This window comes from Vulcanisaeta sp. JCM 16159, assembly GCF_001316265.1.
In the GTDB taxonomy this organism is placed as follows: Archaea; Thermoproteota; Thermoprotei; order Thermoproteales; family Thermocladiaceae; genus Vulcanisaeta.
The window spans coordinates 68,299-89,620 of record NZ_BBDN01000011.1 but is presented as its reverse complement, the minus strand read 5'-3'; the positions used below and the strand labels follow the sequence as shown (position 1 = coordinate 89,620).

Annotated in this window: 34 protein-coding genes; 23 read left to right on the top strand and 11 right to left on the bottom strand. The window is 49.0% G+C overall.

Going from position 1 to position 21,322, the window contains the following annotated elements:
* Positions 1-51: 51 nt before the first annotated feature.
* From JCM16159_RS10885 to JCM16159_RS10870, 6 genes are all read left to right on the top strand, one after another.
* On the top strand, positions 52-405 hold the full coding sequence (locus tag JCM16159_RS10885) for a hypothetical protein (protein WP_054857835.1): 354 nt from the start codon (positions 52-54) through the stop codon (positions 403-405).
* Between the two features lie 6 nt (positions 406-411).
* Complete coding sequence (locus JCM16159_RS17300) at positions 412-822, top strand: amidohydrolase family protein (protein ID WP_243666697.1); 411 nt, start codon at positions 412-414, stop codon at positions 820-822.
* Positions 819-1,145 (top strand): hypothetical protein, encoded by a 327-nt coding sequence (locus tag JCM16159_RS17295; RefSeq protein ID WP_243666696.1) that lies wholly within the window; start codon positions 819-821, stop codon positions 1,143-1,145. The genes JCM16159_RS17300 and JCM16159_RS17295 overlap by 4 nt, the downstream gene beginning before the upstream one ends.
* Complete coding sequence (locus JCM16159_RS17290) at positions 1,136-1,735, top strand: amidohydrolase family protein (RefSeq protein WP_243666695.1); 600 nt, start codon at positions 1,136-1,138, stop codon at positions 1,733-1,735. The genes JCM16159_RS17295 and JCM16159_RS17290 overlap by 10 nt, the downstream gene beginning before the upstream one ends.
* Before the next feature lie 170 nt (positions 1,736-1,905).
* Positions 1,906-2,913, top strand: a complete 1,008-nt coding sequence (locus JCM16159_RS10875) for a sulfite exporter TauE/SafE family protein (protein ID WP_054857834.1) — start codon at positions 1,906-1,908, stop codon at positions 2,911-2,913.
* Positions 2,906-3,340 (top strand): DUF1634 domain-containing protein, encoded by a 435-nt coding sequence (locus tag JCM16159_RS10870; protein WP_054857839.1) that lies wholly within the window; start codon positions 2,906-2,908, stop codon positions 3,338-3,340. Before JCM16159_RS10875 ends, JCM16159_RS10870 begins: the two co-directional genes overlap by 8 nt.
* Positions 3,341-3,347: 7 nt before the next feature.
* Here JCM16159_RS10870 and JCM16159_RS10865 read toward each other — a convergent pair whose 3' ends face one another.
* From JCM16159_RS10865 to JCM16159_RS10860, 3 genes are all read right to left on the bottom strand, one after another.
* Complete coding sequence (locus tag JCM16159_RS10865; protein WP_243666694.1) at positions 3,348-3,938, bottom strand: EamA family transporter; 591 nt, start codon at positions 3,936-3,938, stop codon at positions 3,348-3,350.
* A gap of 8 nt (positions 3,939-3,946) precedes the next feature.
* A complete protein-coding gene (locus JCM16159_RS17285) occupies positions 3,947-4,180 on the bottom strand; it encodes a hypothetical protein (RefSeq protein WP_243666693.1) in 234 nt (77 codons plus the stop codon).
* A 63-nt stretch (positions 4,181-4,243) separates the two neighbouring features.
* Entirely contained in the window at positions 4,244-5,353 is a 1,110-nt protein-coding gene (locus JCM16159_RS10860) for an MFS transporter (RefSeq protein WP_243666692.1), read from the bottom strand.
* Between the two features lie 83 nt (positions 5,354-5,436).
* Between JCM16159_RS10860 and JCM16159_RS17280 the strand changes: the two genes are divergently transcribed.
* Positions 5,437-6,693: a thermopsin gene (locus JCM16159_RS17280; protein WP_243666691.1), complete on the top strand. Its 1,257-nt coding sequence runs from the start codon at positions 5,437-5,439 to the stop codon at positions 6,691-6,693.
* 224 nt (positions 6,694-6,917) lie between these two features.
* Positions 6,918-7,604 carry a hypothetical protein gene (locus tag JCM16159_RS17275; RefSeq protein WP_243666690.1) on the top strand — a complete coding sequence of 229 codons (687 nt, stop codon included), beginning with the start codon at positions 6,918-6,920 and terminating at the stop codon, positions 7,602-7,604.
* A 181-nt stretch (positions 7,605-7,785) separates the two neighbouring features.
* Here JCM16159_RS17275 and JCM16159_RS17270 read toward each other — a convergent pair whose 3' ends face one another.
* Both JCM16159_RS17270 and endA read right to left on the bottom strand, forming a co-directional pair.
* Complete coding sequence (locus tag JCM16159_RS17270; protein ID WP_243666689.1) at positions 7,786-8,052, bottom strand: DUF996 domain-containing protein; 267 nt, start codon at positions 8,050-8,052, stop codon at positions 7,786-7,788.
* A gap of 148 nt (positions 8,053-8,200) precedes the next feature.
* On the bottom strand, positions 8,201-8,755 hold the full coding sequence (gene endA / locus JCM16159_RS10845; protein WP_054857833.1) for a tRNA-intron lyase: 555 nt from the start codon (positions 8,753-8,755) through the stop codon (positions 8,201-8,203).
* A 273-nt stretch (positions 8,756-9,028) separates the two neighbouring features.
* Between endA and JCM16159_RS10840 the strand changes: the two genes are divergently transcribed.
* Positions 9,029-9,409, top strand: coding sequence for a hypothetical protein (locus JCM16159_RS10840; RefSeq protein ID WP_054857832.1), 381 nt, complete (start codon positions 9,029-9,031; stop codon positions 9,407-9,409).
* Positions 9,410-9,440: 31 nt separating this feature from the next.
* On the opposite strand, the gene JCM16159_RS10835 is transcribed toward JCM16159_RS10840, so the two are convergent.
* From JCM16159_RS10835 to JCM16159_RS17250, 6 genes are all read right to left on the bottom strand, one after another.
* Positions 9,441-9,824, bottom strand: a complete 384-nt coding sequence (locus JCM16159_RS10835; protein WP_054857838.1) for a hypothetical protein — start codon at positions 9,822-9,824, stop codon at positions 9,441-9,443.
* Between the two features lie 24 nt (positions 9,825-9,848).
* Positions 9,849-10,091, bottom strand: a complete 243-nt coding sequence (locus JCM16159_RS10830) for a hypothetical protein (protein ID WP_243666688.1) — start codon at positions 10,089-10,091, stop codon at positions 9,849-9,851.
* Between the two features lie 75 nt (positions 10,092-10,166).
* The gene (locus tag JCM16159_RS17265) at positions 10,167-10,625 is read right to left on the bottom strand and encodes a CBS domain-containing protein (protein ID WP_243666687.1); all 459 of its coding nucleotides are present in this window, start codon (positions 10,623-10,625) and stop codon (positions 10,167-10,169) included.
* A gap of 69 nt (positions 10,626-10,694) precedes the next feature.
* A complete protein-coding gene (locus JCM16159_RS17260; protein WP_243666686.1) occupies positions 10,695-11,057 on the bottom strand; it encodes an Rrf2 family transcriptional regulator in 363 nt (120 codons plus the stop codon).
* 95 nt (positions 11,058-11,152) lie between these two features.
* Positions 11,153-11,596, bottom strand: coding sequence for a hypothetical protein (locus JCM16159_RS17255; protein WP_243666685.1), 444 nt, complete (start codon positions 11,594-11,596; stop codon positions 11,153-11,155).
* A 26-nt stretch (positions 11,597-11,622) separates the two neighbouring features.
* Positions 11,623-12,339, bottom strand: a complete 717-nt coding sequence (locus tag JCM16159_RS17250; RefSeq protein WP_243666684.1) for a pyridoxal-phosphate dependent enzyme — start codon at positions 12,337-12,339, stop codon at positions 11,623-11,625.
* A gap of 235 nt (positions 12,340-12,574) precedes the next feature.
* Here JCM16159_RS17250 and JCM16159_RS10815 point away from each other — a divergent pair, with 235 nt between their 5' ends.
* From JCM16159_RS10815 to JCM16159_RS10765, 14 genes are all read left to right on the top strand, one after another.
* Positions 12,575-13,357, top strand: a complete 783-nt coding sequence (locus tag JCM16159_RS10815; RefSeq protein ID WP_054857830.1) for a hypothetical protein — start codon at positions 12,575-12,577, stop codon at positions 13,355-13,357.
* Between the two features lie 2 nt (positions 13,358-13,359).
* Positions 13,360-13,938 (top strand): hypothetical protein, encoded by a 579-nt coding sequence (locus JCM16159_RS10810; protein WP_054857829.1) that lies wholly within the window; start codon positions 13,360-13,362, stop codon positions 13,936-13,938.
* Positions 13,939-13,965: 27 nt separating this feature from the next.
* Positions 13,966-14,343: a hypothetical protein gene (locus JCM16159_RS10805; protein WP_243666683.1), complete on the top strand. Its 378-nt coding sequence runs from the start codon at positions 13,966-13,968 to the stop codon at positions 14,341-14,343.
* Between the two features lie 12 nt (positions 14,344-14,355).
* The gene (locus JCM16159_RS10800; RefSeq protein ID WP_054857827.1) at positions 14,356-14,682 is read left to right on the top strand and encodes a hypothetical protein; all 327 of its coding nucleotides are present in this window, start codon (positions 14,356-14,358) and stop codon (positions 14,680-14,682) included.
* A 153-nt stretch (positions 14,683-14,835) separates the two neighbouring features.
* Positions 14,836-15,045 (top strand): hypothetical protein, encoded by a 210-nt coding sequence (locus JCM16159_RS17245; protein ID WP_243666682.1) that lies wholly within the window; start codon positions 14,836-14,838, stop codon positions 15,043-15,045.
* On the top strand, positions 15,000-15,314 hold the full coding sequence (locus tag JCM16159_RS17240; protein WP_243666681.1) for a hypothetical protein: 315 nt from the start codon (positions 15,000-15,002) through the stop codon (positions 15,312-15,314). Before JCM16159_RS17245 ends, JCM16159_RS17240 begins: the two co-directional genes overlap by 46 nt.
* On the top strand, positions 15,236-16,756 hold the full coding sequence (locus JCM16159_RS10795) for an ATP-binding protein (RefSeq protein WP_243666680.1): 1,521 nt from the start codon (positions 15,236-15,238) through the stop codon (positions 16,754-16,756). Before JCM16159_RS17240 ends, JCM16159_RS10795 begins: the two co-directional genes overlap by 79 nt.
* Before the next feature lies 1 nt (position 16,757).
* The gene (locus tag JCM16159_RS10790) at positions 16,758-17,987 is read left to right on the top strand and encodes a DNA repair exonuclease (protein ID WP_243666679.1); all 1,230 of its coding nucleotides are present in this window, start codon (positions 16,758-16,760) and stop codon (positions 17,985-17,987) included.
* Between the two features lie 10 nt (positions 17,988-17,997).
* The gene (locus JCM16159_RS10785; RefSeq protein WP_054857826.1) at positions 17,998-18,216 is read left to right on the top strand and encodes an AAA family ATPase; all 219 of its coding nucleotides are present in this window, start codon (positions 17,998-18,000) and stop codon (positions 18,214-18,216) included.
* A 137-nt stretch (positions 18,217-18,353) separates the two neighbouring features.
* A complete protein-coding gene (locus tag JCM16159_RS19445) occupies positions 18,354-18,482 on the top strand; it encodes a hypothetical protein (protein ID WP_367834472.1) in 129 nt (42 codons plus the stop codon).
* 25 nt (positions 18,483-18,507) lie between these two features.
* Entirely contained in the window at positions 18,508-19,362 is an 855-nt protein-coding gene (locus JCM16159_RS10780) for a hypothetical protein (RefSeq protein ID WP_054857825.1), read from the top strand.
* Positions 19,359-19,601, top strand: a complete 243-nt coding sequence (locus JCM16159_RS10775; protein WP_054857824.1) for a hypothetical protein — start codon at positions 19,359-19,361, stop codon at positions 19,599-19,601. The genes JCM16159_RS10780 and JCM16159_RS10775 overlap by 4 nt, the downstream gene beginning before the upstream one ends.
* On the top strand, positions 19,598-20,404 hold the full coding sequence (locus JCM16159_RS10770; RefSeq protein ID WP_054857823.1) for an ATP-binding protein: 807 nt from the start codon (positions 19,598-19,600) through the stop codon (positions 20,402-20,404). Before JCM16159_RS10775 ends, JCM16159_RS10770 begins: the two co-directional genes overlap by 4 nt.
* Before the next feature lie 45 nt (positions 20,405-20,449).
* Complete coding sequence (locus JCM16159_RS10765; protein ID WP_054857822.1) at positions 20,450-21,310, top strand: hypothetical protein; 861 nt, start codon at positions 20,450-20,452, stop codon at positions 21,308-21,310.
* Positions 21,311-21,322 lie beyond the last annotated feature (12 nt).

The following is a 21,322-nucleotide window of genomic DNA, read 5'->3' as shown; positions in this document are numbered from 1 at the left end:
TGCTCATTTATTTGACTTAATCGTTACCTCAGCCTCATCACAGTTACTGGGTTGTTTTATGGAACGTTCACGGCGCTCTACGGTACCGAGGTCGGACCATTAACGTACCTGGCATTCGTAGGTATTGCCGCGGTAATAATAGCGCTCAGGAAAAATAATGAATTGAGTGGCAGGGCTAGGGCGGCACTTATTACCGCTGGCATTCTTCAATTCCTAGTGTTCATTTACCTGGACTACGAATTCCTAGCCTACCCGCAGATCTGGGGCGGTAACCCACTCGCCTACGGCGTAATAATCGGCGCCTTCGTACTAGGAGTCATCGCCTACCTAGTGGCTAGGTCCATATACCTGAGGAGGTATGGCATGGATATTTCCGTGGCGTATGTCGAGATTCCGCCAGAGTGATTATTTATGGAGCGGGTAGACCTAATCATTAGGGCTAGGTACGTAATAACAATGTCAAACCCAATGGTTATTGAGGATGGGGCCGTAGCCGTGGATAACGGCTTAATTAAGGCCGTGGGTAAGGCGAGCGAGGTACTCAGTCAGTATAGGGGTGAGGAGGTCATTGATAGGGGTAGGCACATACTGATGCCAGGCCTCATCGATGCCCACACTCACACCCAGCAAGTGTTGCTTAGGTCGTTCATTAATGACGAGAGGCTTGCATTACCTCCAATATGGGTTAAGCTCCTAATACCCTTTGAGGATTTACTAACCGATGACTTAGCACGCTTATCATCCCTAGTGAGTGTCGCTGCCATGGCTAAGAACGGCATTACATACTTCATAGAGGCAGGCGCGCCGAGACTAGGGAGTTGATTAAGGCTATTAATGAGGTTGGGGTTAGGGGCGTGGTCACGCCATCAACCTTCAATATACGTAGTGATGAGGTAATTGATGCTGAGGAAGTCGTGCATAAGACTGAGGAACTATTGCCCGAGGTCGGTGATAGGGTCAGGGTTTGGTGCTCAATTAGGCAGATAATGATGGTTACCGAGGACCTACTCCTTAAGTTAAAGGACCTATGTTTGAGTAAAGGGCTTGGCATAACTTACCACCTTGCGAGTACCAGGGTGAAGTCGACCACGCACTCACTAGGTACGGCGCCAGGCCACTTGAGGTCTTTGATAGGTTGGGTCTGACGTCGATCAGGCCCACGGTTATTGCGCATGCGGTTTACCTATCAAATAGGGAGAGAGCCATTGTTAGGGATAGGGGGTTAGGGATTGCTTGGTGCCCAACGGTTGACTCCCTGGTAATGGGTCAGCATTGGTTGCCAATGCTTGACGATGTGTTGTTTGGTTTTGGTAGTGATGGTGGTGCATTCACAAGTCTCGACATTCTTCATGAGGTTAAGGTTGCCAGGACCGTGGGTAAGGCATTGACGGTTGGCCTGACCTATGATAAGTCCTCCTTCAACTCAGTAACAATGCTCAGGGCACTCACGGGCTGGGGTGGACTGTTGGTTGGGGATAACGTGGGCGTGATTAATGAGGGCTTCAAGGCCGACCTAATAACGCTTAGGCTGGATGATGTCAGGGCATTGCCTATATACGACCCAGTGGAGTCCGTGGTGTCATTGCTTAATGGCCATAGTGTTAATGATGTGATTGTTGGTGGGAGGTTTGTGGTGAGGGATGGTGGATTAATCGGTGTTAATGAGGTGGAATTGATTGAGAAGTTGTATGACGTAATTCCTGAGGTTCATGGGAAATTGGGTAATATGGCTTAGCGGCATTTCATTTTACTTAAGTAAAATAATAGGAATATGGAGGTTTATAAGGCATGAACCTAGTTAATGTTTTAGATTTGAAAATTCCTTAATAACGCACGTAGAATACACAACAAGTCCCTCGGGGCAAGTTAGTTTTTTTAAGGTCATGCTAATCAAGCTAGGTAGCCATGGTCCTACTTAGAACAATAATTTGTTGTATAGAGTTACTTGTATTTAGCATAATTGCTGGGCTGCTCGGGTCATTAACAGGGTTAGGAGGCGGAACAGTCCTTGTGCCGCTTCTCACTTTGTTCCTGGGCATACCGATTGCCTACGCCGCTGGTGCATCGTTAATATCCACAATAGCCACTTCGAGCGGCGCAGCCAGTGCCTACATTAGGGATAGGATAACCAACGTAAGGATTGGAATGGGTCTCGAGATAGCCACGACGACAGGCTCAATAGTCGGCTCACTAACTGCTAACTACGTATACACACACGGACTTGCCTGGATTGTATACGTAGTATTCGGTATAGTCATATTGACCTCAATAATACCGACAGCCCAGAGGGGTAAGTACGAAATACCGGACCCAAGAAAGCCTGATTGGACCACGAGGGTGTTTAAGCTATATGGTAGTTACTACGATGATGCCCTTAAGATGGAGGTTAAGTACTGGGGTGTTCGTTGGTGGCTCGGTGAATTAATAATGTTCTTCGCGGGTTTTATTAGTGGTTTGTTGGGTATTGGTAGTGGCGCCCTTAAGGTCCTTGGGATGGACTGGGCCATGAACTTACCCATGAAGGTGAGCACAACAACAAGCAACTTCATGATAGGAGTAACCGCCGCCACGGGTAGCGCCCTGTACTGGTACTTCGGTTATATACAGCCAATGATGGCTGCGGTGACGGCAATAGGTGTCCTGATAGGGGCTATGTCCGGTACGAAGATACTGGTGAGGATTACGAATAAGCAGGTTAGGTGGGTATTCCTGGCAATACTTGCCTTCCTCGGCATGGAGATGCTGCTGAAGGGTCTGTACCTGGATCGCATAATAACGATAACCGTGGCGACCCAGTACCTGTTAAGTATAATATTCACGGCGATAGTGATGACGATACTCTACTACCGCTATGGCGTGTTAATGGCTAAGAACGAGAAGAGGACTGCAGCCAGGGGTGGTGGGAATGCCTAAGTGGGATATGGACTACGTGATCGGTTTAACCCTTAGGTATGGCGTGATAATAAGCATAGCCCTAATATTAATTGGCGTTGCCCTATTCCACGTTAAGGGCGAGGCCCTTGGGTGCGGCGAAGCCCTGATCATGAGCCCAACATCCCCAATAAACACCACAGTAATACCGCCGGCATACGCCCTATCCAGGCTTCCCAACCTTGATCCACTCTCATTCATAATACTTGGTCTCATGGTCCTAATAGCAACACCGGTGCTCAGGGTAGCCCTTGGCATCGCCTCCTTCGCCATGGAGAGGGATTGGCTCTACGTATTCATAACGGCCGTGGTATTCATAAACCTAATGCTCGCAATATTCGTACTACCATCAATAATGCACTTACACGCAAACGCCCAATTACTAAAACTGCTCTGCCCATCCTCATAAAAACCCATCAGGCCCCCTCGAAGTACACTATCGTCGACGCGGTTATTATTAGGGCGTAGGCCACCAGCGTCAATGCCGTGGGCACCTGCCCAAAGAGTAGGAAGCCCCAAATGGCAGCCAGTACAGGCTCCACGGTGGCTATGACCGAGGCCGTCGAAGCCCTTACCCTAGACACACCTATTGCGAAGAGTCTATAGGGTATCACGGTGGTCACAATGCCCAGGTAAACACCCCACAGGGCCGGATTAACTATTGACCCCCATGAATCTGTAATTATTGAGTAGGTTATGGCTGTTGGTGCTGTGATTATTAAGGTATATGGTATTGCGCCCCAGGAAACATCAACCTCATTACCCACCCTGGCAAACCTCCTGGCTAGGGCTATGTATGAGCCATAGGAGATGCCCGAGAGCAGGCCCAGAAGCACGCCAATGAGGCTTATCGAACCCTTGGTCGCTTGAGCACCAATTAATGTAATTGCGATTATCACCAGCGAGACGCCGACAACACCACGCTTACTGGGTTTCTCACCCATGCCAAGGGCCACCAGCGTCGTCCATAGGGGCGCCGTGTAGAGCAAGAAGGCTGCGAGGCCCACGCCGGCCGTTACGGCCGCCAGCGGATACGCTGAGAATAATACACCGAGGCTATGCCCGTTAATACGGAGGCCCTATTAAGGACTCTCCGTATAAATAATGAGACCAGGGACGCGAATAAGGACCTAAAGAGACCAAGCATAATTGGGTTCCTGCTATATACGCTGGACACGCCTATTGTTGACCAAAGCGCCGCCGCAGCCATTATGTAAAGTCCAGGCCACAAGCCATCCTTACCGCCCACGTTGCAGTGAGTATAGGCGTTCTTAATGAGTGTTACGCCCTCCGGGAAATCACCAGGGTATCCTTAATAATGATTGAGTAGAGGCCCGATGATGATATGGCCACCGCGAATACAAAGCCCCACAGCGTGAGTGGTTGCTTGATTGTGTAGGTCAGGAGTACGCCGGAGATTGATGACGCCATGGTCCTGCCCAAGCCGGTAATAAGTGAGTATAGGCCCATGTACTACCCCGGGACCTGGGTCCGCCAGGGCATTGGCTATGCTCTGCGATAGCGGCGAGACGACCATCTCGGCAAGCGTTATGAAGAACATGTCCAACACGGCCCAGGTAAAGCCCGGTATGAAGGCCACAGCCAGGTAACTCACTCCGTATATGACCATGCCAAGTGATATCAGGCTCGGTCTCCTTAAATACCTGCCGATAAAGTCCTGGAGGAAGACCACCAGTAATCCATTCTCCATGTACAGCAGACCAACCTGGAAGGTGGTTAGGCCGTCATGCATGTTGTAGTATGTTAGTAGCGGGAAGCCTAATTGGCCCATTACCAGGAATGTTAGGAAGGACGGTATTAGGAACATCGCGAATGCCCTGTTCACGTGGAATGTCAACCCGGCCTCAACCGTGTAACTGGGCTCTGGCAGAGTCATTAATAGTGGTAATGCCGCCAATGGTATTACCGAGCCGAGGAGCATGAGCATTCTAAAGCCATAGATCTCATAGAGTAGACCACCAATGGCTGGTCCCACTGCCCACCCGGCATTAACCCCCACCCTAAGTCTGCTGAAGTACTTAACAAGTGACGTGAATCCCCTAGCGTAGTCGCCGACGATTGACGTATTAGCCACACCATAGGCGTTGTTGAAAAATGATTGGGTGAGTACCATTAAAACGACAATGAGTGGCTTATTAACTGCGTAGGCGATGAGTAGGGCTATTGACGACGCCACCGCCGAAATGACCATTGTCTGGACCCTACCGAGGAAGTCTGCTAGGTAGCCACCGATTATGAAGGCTATTGAACTAACCACGGCCTGGGCCACGTAGAATAGGGAGACTAGAGTGAGGGGTAGTTTGTAGTATTGAAATAGGGCGAATCCGGTGAACGACCACAGAAGCGAGCCGCCCAGTGATCTTACGGCACCAATCAATGCGAGTTTATTGCTTAGTTCCATTTATCCCAATGGTTAATGCCCCACTCTATTAAGTTATTCCATTAGCTAGACACCCTTTTAAGTGACCTTGACAACCAACTCACGTGCTGGACCCATTAACGTTACTGGCAATACTTGTGGCACTACCCAACGGTACCACGTACCAGGTAAGCCCATTAATCAATAATTACGGGATTTACGCATACCCAATGAGTTACGCCGTGATTTACAACCACGTGATTGGCTCAGGCACGTACTTAATGATGATAGCCCCAGGCACGTACTACTCAGTGAGTGCTTATGGCCCCGGGCCAATGGGGATGTACCTAACGTCGAATGTCAATGTACTATTGCTTGTACTGAGTAGTCAGGGTTTCAGTGGGTTGAAGTCTGGGGCCACGGCTAAGCCATTATTTGCGTATTATGGGCGGGAACTCAACGCCACCATTGAATTATCCAACGGTGAGTATTACATCGTCGTTATTAACAATGGCTCAGCGATGGCCCGAGTAATACTCGTGATAGCCCGCAACTACTCAACGCCGATTACGAATGCGCCAATTGGTATTGTTGACTATGGGTTGATGCCCTCGCAGGTGGGTTACATACCGTATTCATACATAACCAATGAGTTCCTTGGCGAAGCGAGGATACTGAGCATTGGCGTTCAGTCACTAACTAACTATTTCTCAATACCGCCGGGCTCCTTCTCACTACAGTTGAATGCTGTGCTTGAGATGGTGGTTAACAATCAAACTCAGTATTACTGGGTTCAGAATGTCCTAATTATTGACCCTACCTATGGCTTAATGGCGCCGCTTGTTAATGTTTGGAACATGAGTAGTGCTGAGTTATTCATGGATCCACTATTCATCGTTGGGCGTGGGTCGGTAATGAATAACGAGGTCTACGCATACATGGGTAACTGGACACCTTATGAAATGCCCTTAGCCGTGAACTTGACAATAATAACGAACAAGACCGTTAATGGCTTTCCCCAGGTACTCATTGGCTACTCAATGGGCGGCGTCAATACGCTTGTTGATAATGTCACATTCTTAGTGACCCCGTCGTGTGGCCCGTACCTAGTCGTGAACGGCTCAGAGTACTCGCCATTGGGTTATCTAATTGATGCCGAGTTTGTGATTGGGGGTCCGGGTTACGGGGCGATGGTGAGGGTTAATGAACTAAATGCGCTGCTGTCCCTTTACTACAAGGGGCCCAGCGGCGATTTGCTGCCGGTACCGAGTGCCTGGAGCATGGGTAGTGATACCGGTGAGACCGTGGTTAATGCCAGGGCTTACGCCATCGCCCCAGGTACCGTGGAGGTGACTACTGGTGGTGAGTACCTCGGCCCCTAATCAACGCTGATTACCTAGCATTTCTCATACTCAATGGCTACCTACTCAATAACCAGAGCATTGCCTCCATTAAGTTACCACTACCCGTTAATTCCAGGGTAGTCATAACGATCCCGCGGGGTGTTTACCTTGGGAACAACACGTTACTTAGGTTAGCCGGTCTACTCATTAATAATGAGTATGTTAATTCCACAGGGTTAACATTGGTAATGAACCAGTCATATGTGGTTAACTACTTATGGATTAAGTATTACAGGTTAAACATTGTTGACTTGTCAAACCAACTCACGAACCTAAGTGGTTGGTATAATGAGGATAGTATAGTCAACATTACCGTACCCAAAACAATTATTTACCTAGGTAACGAAACAAGACTTGCATTCACTGGCTTCACCACAAACGCCACGCGCTACGTCATCACAAACAACACGCTTATCCTACTCATGGATAGACCCGTGACCGTCACCGTTAACTGGATCAGGGAGTACAACACCTCGTTAACCCTATACACCATTAATGGGGCTTACGTCGGCACGACATACCTGGGATGGGTTAGGTATGGTGAGGAGGTAACCAACGTGAGCATTAATGGAATCACCTACGAGTTGAGGACTCCGTTAATCATAAACGGCGTGAATGACACGGCAGCGCTTAACGCAGAGTACAGGGAGTTCAGCGTTAGGGATGCCCTTGGTCTACCCGAGCCCTTCACGCAAGTAGTTATTAAATGCGGTGTTCAGGAATTAAGTGGCGTGACAAATGCCTATGGAATAACCCAGGAATTGCTAGTGCCGATTAATGCAGTGTGCGTTGTCGAAGCGCCAGTGATTGGTTACTACGGCATTGCACTGGTGATTGCCGTGTTTTTAATCGCAGTATTAATAATTCCGCGATTAATACGACGGCACTAACCCCTCAATTTACTATAGCCGAGTATAGCGTATACATCAGCCACTATGTAGAGTATGAAACCGGCGATTACTATCGTTAATATTGCGCCAAGTCAATACCATCTCGCCGCATTTAAGAAATCACCCACACTACTCGACCTACCCAACTCATTATAGGCGCTACTTAGGAAGAAACCACTTATCAAAATATCAAAATAATTATGTAGAAGGTCACGAAGATGGCCACGGCCATGCCCAGCTTACTTAATTCACCAGGGCCCATGTAAATGAGTGCCAAGTATGCAGTACCAGCCAGTATGAGTGCCAGGATTAAACCACCGACTATCGCTGTTATCAACGCGTAAAGGGCATTATTCCAAATCGCATTGTTCCCATAAGCCCTAGACAATTTATTCAATGCTATCAGGACTAGTATATCACCTACTATGCTTACGTAGGGTATTAACATGAGTATTGAGCCGACGAAACCAAGAGTACCTGCGGACCTAATATCCTCCTGAGGCTCATCGGCGCACTAACTAACGCATTACTTAATAAGTATATCATTGAATATACAAAAGTAATCAATAAACACTGGGGAATAAATGAGAAAAGTACTATGCTCTCCACCATTCAAAGGCTATGTAGTGTATCTTACCATCAGCCTCACTCTGCGTTGCCAGGACAAAACTCTTATTAACGCTGTGGCTAAGTCTCGCGGCTCTGGTTATGTCCAGGGCAGTCACGGCTCTCCTAGGCTCTATGAAGTGCAGTAGGACTGGTGCGTGGTCAATGCCTGGTCCCCTCTCGTAAACCGCGAATAACGAACCAAACTTAAGCCCGCTCTTTACAACGAAGCCCCCATCTCTCAGCTCCTTATATATTGTGTACACTTGGTCGAAGTTATTCACGGTGCTTCGCCCAACCCTAACCAGGTCATCCCTCGTTAGCTTATTGCCATTCTCATCAAAGACCTCCAGGAGGCCCTTATCCACCAGGTACAGGGCCTCGACAATTGATAATTGGAGTGGTGTATTCACGTTATTAACCTCATTCAGCTTAACCTTATCCTCATTAATGAACTTACCAAAGAAGCCCATTGAGTAGAGTCTCCTGGCATCATCAATGCCCGTAACAACCACAGCACTGCCAATTAAGTAACCCTTAAACATGGCATGTCCTAAATCGGAAGTAGGCAAAGGGTCCTAATAACAATTTCTTCGTGCATATTTACGAGTTGGTGCCGTGGGTGCCCGGTGCCCTACTTCGGCCTTGGTTTTTGCGCTTCAACATTGATTCTGCCCATTAATAATGGGCCACTAATGCCTTATTTATGGACTAATAATTACTATGCCATGCTATGACTAATGCGTATCACTTAATGGCGCTATTTCACGTAGTTGGGTTTTTATATTTCCTCGGTTTCCTCACAGCCTATTAGGATTATGTTCTGGATCGAAGGTGGTGGTGTTTGTAATGAGCTTGGCCAGGTTTATTATTCACTTGGCATAAGGTTTAGGTGTACATCTGGGAGTAAGCGGAGGGCCTTTAAGCAATTTGGTGTATTTGATGATGACTTGGACTTCGCCTTCGAGTTCCTCAGGGCATGCCGTACTGCGACCCTATGCATAGCCGTAGTTAGGGATGAAAGGATTGAACGTTTTATAAATAAGTTCGTGTTAGGGCGTTATAGGGATATTGCTGATAGGGTGTTTGTTTATAGGACGCCTAAGTTCACGATGAGTAGGGACGAGTTACTTAGATTCTCAATGAAGGTGTTGGATGAAGTACTGGCTATGTTGGCGCTGGGGGGTACTTATGCATAAAGTGTAGGGTTGGGTTAACAGCTTATACTACCTATTGCTCAGCTTCGCCCTCCTTTGGGGCTCTAACGGTTGCAATACTGTTATCTGCAACACCTAGTTTCTTCATTTCCTCCTCATTGCACCAAACCTCGTTCTTTGGCACATCCTCACTAGGTATTACTGTGAATATGTACTTTCTTTCCCTAGAGCCACCACCGACCAATACAATCTCCACCTTGCCACTGATCTCCAACTCCCTCATTGTTTCAGGGTTCATCTTAGCCTTACCCTCATCCACGTCACCCCTACGCCTAATCCTCAACCTCCTCTCACGCCTCTCCCTCTTTTCCTCAGGCTTGATTCCGCTTGGCGTTAGGAAGCTCGGTATCAAAAGCTTCCTCGCGGGCTTACCCTCACTCGGCTTATTCTCGCTCATCAACCTAGTCACTGCGTGAACCCCTTATTTATTCTTAACCTCACTGACTAAGCCCAACTCCCTGGCACAATCAATGCAGTACCTACTAAGGCCGACTCTAACACTATCCCTCCTACAAACCAACCTACCACACTTGGCGCAATGCCCGATGGCGAGCCTCTCACGGCATACCTGGCACAGGGTTGCTGAGCAGGCCTTACATGCGTTAATTGAGTGATCAAAGTCGTCACTACACACATGCCTGCCGCAAACCCTGCACCTAATCACTGCGGGTTTCTCCTCACAAATGTCACAGAGGTGGACTGACCTAATACTTGTTAACGAGTGTTGCGTTTTAAATACTTAATCAAGTGATGCCAGGTACTGCAATATGTCCGTCCTGGTTATTATGCCCACGGGCTTACCGCCGCTAACCACTATTAACCTACCGATCTTGTTAACGGTCATTAATCTCATGGCGTCGTAAATATCGGCCTCCTTATCAACTGTCGGTACATCCCTCCTCATGTAATCCTCAATCCTGGCATTTAGGTCACCCTCGTAGTAAGCCTTGGATACTTCGCTGGTTGTTATTAAACCAACAATCCTACCTTCATCGTCAATTACGGGCAAGGCCCTAATCTTCCTCTCGGCAAATATCTTCGCCGCGTCCTTGAGCGATGAATCATGCTTTATGGTTATCACGTTCTTACTCATCAACGTCTCAACCTTAACCTTTGGTATTGCTATCAACTTGTTAATGGCAACTACCAACTCCCTCAACCCCTCATTCTTCTCCGTAATCACACCCTCAATAATCACCCTACTATTCGCCGTAGGCCAATCCTAACATTATCGCCAATCCTGATGTTCTTCATATCACCAATAACCCTAACAAGCCCTGTTACTGAATGGGTTAATGACGTCGAGGAGCTCAATACCCGTCACGTATAGGTTCGTGGGCAACTTATTAATTGATATTGGCGCTATGTCCAGGGCGAAGACCGTGTTCGCAGGCATCTTGACATACTCAAGGGCCTTCTGCGTGGGTACATAACCACCGTAGGGCCCGGTCTTAGACTCTATGTAGCCCATGGCCCTCAGGGCGACCATCGAGTTCCTGACGGTTCCCTCATTAATACTGAGTTTCTCGGCAATATCCCTAGACTTAACCGGCTTTTTAGACATCATGTACAACTCAACAAGTGCATTAAGTATCGAGGCATAGGTCGATGGTAACTTCTCAATCATCATTTCTAATCACTACTTTCTATATAAACTATTATTTATAATTTTTATCCACCATAAAACACGCGAACTTCTTGTTCATTATTAATAATTATCCTTAATTATTTATAATTCGATAATACACGAAAAACCCTAACCTTCCTATTACCATAAACCTCATAATCAACAGTAACAAGACCCCGCCTGACCAATGAATTCAAGGCCTTATAAATCCCCTGAATAGTGGCCGTGCCACCCAGCCTCTCCCAAACTTCATAAGCCGTCAGTGGCCTCGAACCCTCCAAAACCCCGAGTATGGCCTCCTGAAGCTTCGTTAAACCACCGAGTTCCCTACCAACCCTGTACTCCTTAACCCCCGTACCCGTTATAACGACCACGTAATCCTTACCAAGCATTGAGGCCACGGCATAGGCCATGGCGGACACGGGCTTGACATACATCCCACCCCTCGCTAATTCGATCATTGACCTTATGGTCTCCTCATCACCAACATCAACAACCCTAGCCCCAGCGGCCTTGACAAGCCAATCACTGATTTCCGTCATTTGGCCAGCCCTATGCTTAACGAGTATTAGCCTCGGCAGGTCACCAATGAAGCCCCACTCACGCAGTTCCCTAAAGCCCTCATAAACCGCCAGGCTAGGTAACCCCTCTCCATGGGTAGCACCACGCCCTCAACCTCACCGACTTGCTCATAAAGCTCGTAGGCAATGGTCTTAACACCATCAAGGAATAGGGGCTCGCCATAAATTATGTCAACCCCATGCCCACCCTCACTAAACTCGATGGTAACGTTACTCATGGTAGATAACCTAAGGAGCTCCGCATAGGCACCCACGTGGTCGGGATTCACATAGACCCTAATGCCAATGCCGGCCGCATTCGCGTAGGTGGCTATTGACAACGTGAAGTCCTCCTCAAACAAAACCTTAACCTCACCACTCACATTACTAATTAGAACCGAGGAACCCCTGTCCATGAAGGAACCCGTTGGGTTCCTGGACTCATCCTTAATCATAACCCCATTGACCCTCCTAATCCTCGTAAGGCCCTCACCGAGGGTTACAGCCTTGTTGCCGTAGTTCAGCACAGACGCGTACCTAAGGATGCTCGGCTTCTCCCTATCAATCCTAAGGACGCCCCTAGGCTCAACAATTAACGGAAAGCCACACCTGGGACATAGCGGGCCATCACTAGGTCCCAAGTAGCCACACCTCAGGCACCTAAGTCGTAATGTACCCCACCTGTTCACGTATATTGTATACGCGCTAACCTTATTACTATTCACTGGCACCTTACCGAGGCCTTTAATTGCGTGGCTGCCTACCCTTTAATCCCTGTTTTCTCGTTATTTTTCAATTTTATTGTGAAAGTATACAAAAATGATTTACGAATGATTCAATAATTTTTAAAATCCCTCACTGGTATTTAAGTTATGCCCAAGGATGCTCGTGATGTCGATCTAGAGCAAGTAATTCGCAAAATTAACGATTACCTTAATGTATGGGGCGGCGATGTGGTTAGTGGTTAAGGTACTGGCCATGGCTCTAATCATTAGGGAGTTATTTAAGGGCAGAGGTGGCGCCGGGCCCGGTTATTATGTGATGACTCCATACTTCATGGGCAGGCTTACCCACTGGATATCAGGTGGGCGGGTATTATTAAATGAGGAAACCATTAATTGGCTAGCCACTAGGCATGATGAAATCACCGAAAGGGCGCTAACGCTTATTGTCAACACATTAATGGGCGGAATTACCGGGGACTACGAACACCTGAGGGATGTGCTGAGGCCGTGGATTAACCACGGCACAGTCAACCTCGGAATAAGCACTAGGGATGATGCCATTAAGTACATAGTTGGGTATTACGGGGGTGAGGTGAGGAGGGAGTTTGCTGGGTTGGATGATAAATGCTGGGGTACGTTGGTACTACTACTCGGCATTGCGTGGAGTGGATACGCGATTAGGGACCTTGGGAGCACGGCCAATGACTTGATGCCGCTGGTCAGACCGGCCGTAGAGTTCCTAAGCGATGCCGGTAGGGTTAATGAGTGTGTGGCATTGAAACTACTGATGGTAAATAATGAGATAACACCACTCACTGAGATACTGCTGGTTGGGCCTGTCATGGGGTATACTAGCCCCGTACTTGATGCACTGGCTAAGGGTAGGAGCGTCAATGTTGAGAGAGACTTAGGCGAGTTCATAAGGGTTATCGAGGATGGTAGGGAGAGGAATAGGGGTCTAGGTCTTGCCGAGGGGTTTTACGCACTTGGTTTAGTAGTGCTTACGGCATATGCGTGAAGGTGGGCCTTAATGGTTACAGGGCTAATAATGAACTTGGGACCAAGGCTCTCAGAATCGCCAATTGGGTGGTACGCCTCATTCAGCGGCCAAGCTCATTAACTAGGTTGGTTAGGTTGTTGATCAGTTTGAGGAGTTCATCGCTTGACGATTGGGCTGCATTACTCCATAACGTCAGTGCGGTTGTGGATCAGGAAGGCGCATTACGTGAGTTGGCTCAGTATGTGGATGGCCTATGGAAGATTCGTAGAAACCTCAGTAATTGGGGCAGGGCATTCCTACTAATGGCTATGGCAAATACCCTCAGGGTGAGGACAAATAGATGCAAGGTCTTTAGGAGCATCCTAGGTGCAATAGGTGGGTTGAACAGTGAGGTACTTAGTACGCTTGTTAAGGCCCACGTTCACCTAAAGCTCACCGAGGCGGGTCCTCACTGTGGTGTTGACCCAGCGGATAGATTGGGTGGGCTTATCAGTAAGGTTGAGGGGATGAGGGGAAGCGTGGAGATCAGTAATGAGAGCCTCATGGACTTCCTAAGGCGTCTAAGCACCAAGGCTTTAGGGACACCCTTGAGTACCTAGTGGATTGGAGATTGGTGGGGCTTTATCATGGCATCTAGCTTAATCGCTAGGGTCAGATTGATTAGGGCTTCTGAGGATATTAACGAATTTATCAATGCAGGTAAGAAGTTTGAGGAAGTTTATGGGCTGGCTGTGGAGAGGCTAGGGCCTGCATTTACTGAATCTACCACACTCACTCGTTTAGCAATCGAATACGCGGCTTACTTGGGCATGACTAATGATGTCGCCAAGGCCAGTGAGGTAATGATGAGGGTTGCACGGTCGATAGCGAAGGACGTCTTTACCTACGCGGCCGCTAGACTATTCCTAAATTGGCTTGGGGTGACGAGTGTTGGTAGGCCGAGGGCTGAGAAGTTGGTGAGTGCGGTGAGGGAGTACGTAGATGCCACGTTTATGCCAGCCTGAAGAGGGCATTGGGTGTTTATACTGACCACTGTTGATAGCGCATGTGGTGGAAGTTCACTGTGTAGGCTGGCGTGCCTAGCCGTTGAGGAAAGCGTTAGCGCTGGGGCTTTGGTTCAGGCCATTGCACCACTGCGTTCGCACGCCCTCCTCATCCTGGTCCTGAATGCCTTGGCTAATGGCAATTACGTGGCTGCTAAGGCTATGGCAATGGTTGGTATACGCATGAGGGGATTACCCATAATTAGTAGGTTATTTGCCGGGCTTTATAGTGCCATAAGGAATAATGATAGAGACGCCATCACACTCGCGCTCATCAAGTTATTTTACTACCACATCTAATTTCAGAATCATTAATGCAGTACCGATGTATTTACAGTGTATGGCTAGGTCCTGGTGGAATCAACACTGAGAGTGAAAGTTTTGCCTAGGCCTACTCAAGGCCTGTCAGCAACATGTTAAATACCCAGTGCATCGTGGGTTTCCTGCCTAGTCATGACTAATGAGATTGGGTTTATCGTCAATGTGGAAAGTCCGTTAGTATACGTGATTTCCATAAAGAGAAACAGCGGCATTAACCGTTATGACTACGTGTACATACCCATGAGGGACTACGTCGATGATAAGGAAGTCAACGTCAACGTGCTCGGCCAGGTACTATGGATAAGGCGCGAACCTATAGGGTTGGTGCTGATGGTTATGTAGCCGATGTCCTGGACAACATGCCCAGGGACAGCATTGTCGAGGTTGTGCAGGCCAGGGTTATGGTGCTCGGTTATAAGTACGGCGATAAGATATACATGCCGAGGACAACACCTGCCGTGGGCACGCCCGTGTACCTGGCTGATACTAGCATGGTGAGCGAGTTCGTGAGGGTAGACCCAGAGAGGGCCCTATGCATTGGCAGGCTCTCCCTCAGGTCCGGCGTACCCTACTGCATAGACATGAACGGCCTCAGGAGCACCTGGCCATAATAGCATCCACGGGCTCCGGGAAGACCTGGTCCTCAGTAATACTCATTGAGGAACTACTGAAGAAGGGTGCCACGGTGCTCGTCATAGACCCGCACGGTGAATACGTACACATAAAGAGCAGCATCTCAAGGCTTGGTCCTCAATTCCTCAATAAGGTCATAGTGATAACGGCGTCCGAGGTCGGCACCGGCGACTTGAGGTATAGGATAAACACGATGAAGGTTCAGCCAGAGGTCCTGGCAGACGTAGCCGGTGTTCCGAGGGGTGCCTCCAAGATTAGGTACGTCATATACCTGGTCCACACCCTCGTCAGGACCATCGTTAAGTACAGCGGTGCTAGGCAATTGGGTACCCTGGACTCAATGATTAAGGTCATTAATGAGATTCTTGAGTATGGAACAAACACGAGCATTGATAGGATACTTAAGAAGCTCAACGTATCACTTAGTGACGAGGGCAGGAGGAAGGCGGAGAAGGTGTTGAAGGAACTCGAGGACTTAATAGACAATAAGACCAAGAAGGCACTACTTGTTAGCACCAGGGTTTATTTAAGGAGACTCAGGAGGATTGGGCTTTACACGCACTGGTCATTACCACTTGGTAAGGTCCTGAGGCCGGGCTCGGTAACCATCATTAACCTCGCAGGCTTAAGTGATGAGGTTCAGGATCACGTGGTGTACCACGTACTGAGTAGGGTGTTTAGGGCTAGGGTTAATTACGTGAGGAACCTACCAGGGCCTAGGTACCCATTCCCCGTGGTTGTCATTCTGGAGGAGGCCCATAGGTTCGCCCAGCCCAGGGCCGTTAAGTCAACGCTGAGTCTTGGCGTTATCTCTAGGATAGCTGGTGAGGGGCGTAAGTTCGGCGTCTACCTAGTCGTGATAACCCAAAGGCCGTCTAAGGTTGACCCAGACGTGCTTAGTCAGTGCAATAGTCAGATAATACTGAGGCTTGTTAATCAGAGGGACGTAATGGCCGTACTCAGCGCCAGTGAGGTGCTTAATGAGGAGCTGGGTAGGTTAATACCCATGCTTGACGTTGGTGAGGGAATAGTCGTGGGCCCAATAACACCGCTGCCACTGGTGATTAGGCTTAGGGATAGGGTGCTTGATTACGGTGGCTCGGACATAGACCTGAGCAGGGCGTGGAGTACCCAGGCTAATTTAGGCATTGAGGAGTTGAGGGAGTTGGTCGAAAAGGCCCTGAGCACCAAGGTCAGCGCAAGGAACGTGCTTGAGGCCGCCCCATTAATTAGTGAGGTTGTTGACGTGAACATGGACACGGGAGTCCTCAGCGGTAGGGTTGGTGATGCACATGTTGAGGTCAGGCTCGGCGAGAACACCTGGAGTTGCGAGTTGTGTGGCTCTACGTATGAACCATGCCCACACGTAATAGCGCTGACAGCAAAAGCAATTAAGGATGGATTACTGAAGGTTGGTTAGAATGTTAATTGCGCAATTGGCCGACATACACTTGGGCCATCGCCAGTACGGGCTAGAGGAGAGGCTCGAGGATTATAACAGGGCATTCCTAAACGCCGTCAATGAGTTGATACGGCTCAGGGAGGAGGGGGGGTTGGACACAGTGATCATTAGTGGGGACTTCTTCGATACACAGAGGCCGTCGCCCAGTATATACATAACGGCGATTAGGGGGTTAACAAGGCTTAGGGAGTCTGGTATCAGAGTCATAGTCATTAGGGGTAATCACGATTCATCAGTCATAAACCCCATTGAGAACCCACTCGCTGTCCTTCACCAGATGGGCCTAATTCAATACCTGGACAATGACTACGTGGACTTGGGTGGCGTTAGGTTAATTGGTGCCGGCACGGTATATACGGACATGCAGAACAAGTTAGTTAACTCACTAAATGCCCTGAGGGGCAACGGCATTAACATAGCCGTTATTCACCAATACATCGAGGGTGCGCCGTACATATACCCAATGCCTAACGTGGATGTCTTCATGGTTAACGAGAAGCCACTGGCTCAGTTGGGCATTGATTACTTCGCTGTGGGGCACATACACGAGCATGGGCTTAAGCACCCGAGGATTAACGCTGTTTATTCAGGCTCCCTCGAGGTTTGGGATGCAAGGGAGTTCGAGGTTTATGAGTACGCCAACGGAAAACTAAGGAAGGTTAAGGATGTCGACCCGAAGGGCTTTCTACTACTTGATGTTAGTAGTAATGGCGTTAGGGTGAATAACGTCCAGCTTGGTGTGTCCAGGAGATTGGTGAGGGTGAGGATTAGGTATGAGGAGGCTAAGCCCAGCGTTGTTAAGGGTGACGTGTCGTACATAGCCAGTAACATGGATCAGAGAGGTTCGTTGATCATCCTGGAGATTGAGGGCAAGGTAGCCGGTGGTTACTCGACAAGGGACTTCAATGCAATTGAACTTAGGAAGCTCTTCAGTAGGGCTTGGGTCGACGTTAGGCTAGACCTGGAGAGGCGGGTTGGTGAGGGTGAGAGGTCGATTAGGGTTTTTGGTGGTATTAATGAGATAATTAGGCAAGCCCTTAAGTCGAGGCTGGGCGATGACGAGTTGGTGAGTGCGGTTATGGAAATCATTGAGAGGGTTAGGGTTGATGATGAGGATGGCGCCTTGAAGACCCTAGAGAACCTGGTCGCGTACCACTCAGGGGTAGTAAATCAATCACTGATTGGTTAGGTGCTACGCCATGATTACCAAGATTGAGATTGAGAATTTCAGGTCAATAATTAGGGGTAAGGCCGTAATCACTGAGGGCATTAACTTCATACATGGACCTAACGGCTCCGGTAAGACGAGCATACTCGAGGCAATAGCGATGGCGCTGTACGGCTCAGAATGGGTTAGGGGTAGGTATAGGCTTAGTGACTTAGTTAGGCGCGGCGCATCAAGCGCATTATTCGCCTAGAGTACATAGGTATCGATGGGCGCAGATACCTGGTACAGAGGGCGTTTAGCACCGAGAAGACCCTTGAGTCGCAGACCTACGTCCTTGATGAGGGTGGTAAGAGGGTTGCGGCTAGGGATAGGGAGGTCACGCAGTTCGTGGTTAGGACGACGGGTATAGACCTTGAGACATTCTCGGAACTACTCTACGTCAGGCAGGGGGAGATTAGGGAGATACTAAGGAGTGGTAGGAGGGGTGAGTTTAAGCTGGATACCTGCTTAGCTTGATGCCATTGAGAGGGCTAGGCAGGACGTGGTTAGGGAGGGGCTTAGGTCCGTGTCTAGTATTACCGAGGGGCTTAGGGGTAGGCTCGAGGTCCTTGAGCGGGAGTTGAGGAGTAGGAGGGAGGAAGTAAGTAGGTTGGAGGGCGAGATCTCCGATGCAGAGAGGGTCTTGAGCGAGAGGGAGGGGGAGCTTAGGGCTGTTGAGGAGGAGTTGAGTAGGTTAATGAGTAGTGAGGAGGAGTTGGAGAGGCTTGAGGGTGAGTATGCGGAGTTGAGACAGAGACTGACCATGCTTAGTGAGGAGGAGGGTAGGGTCATGAATGAGTTAAATACATTGAAAGAATCCCTAAACCAACTGAGCCAATTGAGGGCTAGGGTCGTTGAGCTCGAGTCCGTGGTCTCAAGGGAGGGTGAGTTGAGGAGCAGGCTTGAGGAATTGATGAGGAGGAGGGATGATGTTAAGGCGAGGCTGGCGCTCGCCCAGAACTATAGGAGGAGGGTTGAGGAGATTAGGAGGGAGTTGGAGAGTATTGATGAGAGTATTAAGGAGTTGAATGACGAGCTGGATAGAATTAGTGGACTTAAGGCAAAGGCGGAGGAGTTGAGGAGGGAACTGGCTAGGAAGGCATCAATAGACGTGGAGATTAACAATGCTAGGGAGGAGCTGGCTAGGATCAACGCGGAGATTGAGCATGTGGAGATGGAACTGAGCCTTCTAAAGGGCGGTTCTGTGGAGAGGTGCCCATTATGTGGTAGGCCATTGAGTAGGGACTTGGCGCAGGAGCTAGTGGCCAGTAGGGAGGTTAGGTTGAGGGAGTTGATGAGGAGGAGGGAGGAGTTAGTGAGTAGGTTGGGTAGCTTAGTGGTGAAGCCGAGGAGTTGAGTAGGTTGGAGGGTGAGTTGAGGGGTATTGAGGGTGAGTTGGGTAAGGAGGGCGTTATTAGGGCGTCTCTTGAGGAATTACGTAGCAGGAGGGATTCATTGGTCGAGGAGTTATCGAGGATTGGCGGTTATGATGAGGAATCACTGAGGAGGGAGTTGGAGGGTGTTGAGGGTGAGTTAGGTAGGTTGAATAGGGAGCTTGAGGAGTTGGGTAGGGCTAAGGTTGAGTCGCCGAGTTGAGGGGTAAATTGGCAAGTGCCGATGAGCTTGAGAGGAGGGTTAGGGATTATGAGTCTAGGTTGTTGAGTATACGTAGTGAGAGGTTGGGCATTGAGGGTAGGCTTAGGGAGTTGGAGGGGAGGATTAGGGAGCTTGAGGGTGTTAGGGCTAGGATTAAGGAGTTGAGTGTGAGGAGGGACTCGTTGATGAGGGAGGTTGGGGAGTTGAGGGGTAGGGTTAACGCACTTAGGGATAGGATTGAGAAGTTGAGGGGCGAGTTAACGAGTAGGGAATCGGAGTTGGGTAGGGTTAGGGGTGAGTTGAATAGGTATGTTGGCGCCTCTGACATGCTCAGTAGGCTTCAGCAGGTCCTTGATGATGTTAAGCCCGTGGTTAGGAGGATATTCCTTGACTCTGTTAATGAGGAGTTGAATGTGATGATGAAGGAATTGATGCATAAGGCCTCATACGCATCCATGGAGGTTAATGAGGATTACGAGGTGATGGTGAGGAGGAATGACGGGGTCTCACTACCCATTGAAGCTCTGTCGATCGGCGAGAGGAACCTGGTCTCCCTAATGCTTAGGTATGCAATTGCCAGGGTCGTAATGGGCGTAATACCAATATTAATACTTGATGAGCCAACCGAGCACCTCGATGAGGAGCATAGGCGTAGGGTTGGTGACTGGATTAGGAGCCTCAGTAATGGTGTTAGGACCGTCATAATAACGTCCCATGTTGATGCCCTGGAGACGATAGCCGACAACGTGATAAGGGTTAGCTTTGTTAATGAGAGGGGTGAGTCCATGTTCGCAAACTCATGATGAAGAAGCAATTTTATATTGGAACTAAGCCATTAACCCGAGGCTATGGCTAGGGGGATACCGGCCTACGCCCTTGGTGGCTTGATAATACTCGTGGGATTCATAGCATCCCTCTCCCTAATACTCTCAATACCATCACCACTAACCACAGTAACCGGCTACCTAAACCTAACAGCAAACGCCTACCTGGGCTTCGGGAGCAACCTACTCGTGATAATGGGCGTGAATAACTTCAACTTCCCAATAACGGAACTAAGCATCTACATACCGAGGACTGGGACGAACATAACCATAAGCGGCGAGATACCCAGCGGCTCATACTTCATACTAATGATTTACCAGGGGCTGAATAATACCGTTATCATAGCCCCAGGGCTAAGCGTAACCGGCTACCCTGGGAACCTCGCCAACCTGACAAAGTCCGGGTTTGCCTATGGCCTAAACGCCACGGCGGTGGTCTACGGCGTGGTTAAGAAGGGCGTGTTTCAACTAACGACCCAGGACTCGGGCGTCATATACGCAGTGCCACTGATAACGAACCTATCCAGGCCAATCCTCAGGGTTTACATATTCCAAATGGCCCCGATGGGAAGCACAAACATAACGGGCTTCAACCTCATCTCACTTGGGCAGGTGGTTGGTGAGGTTAAGTGCAACGTTAGTGAGCCAATACCGGTATTGCCGAGCGGGCCCACGTACTTCGCAATGAACATATCCTCAATAAACGGCACACTGAGGCCGCTGGGCGTTTGGTACTACTGCAATGCGACACCAACCACATCATTACCATCACTACTCTACCTAAGCATGGCCATGAGGTACGTCTACGCCTACAACACCATAGTGATTAGGAGGGAGGACTGGTTCCCCGTATATATAGCGCCAATGCAAATGAGTAATACGTAATAAGCCCAGTCC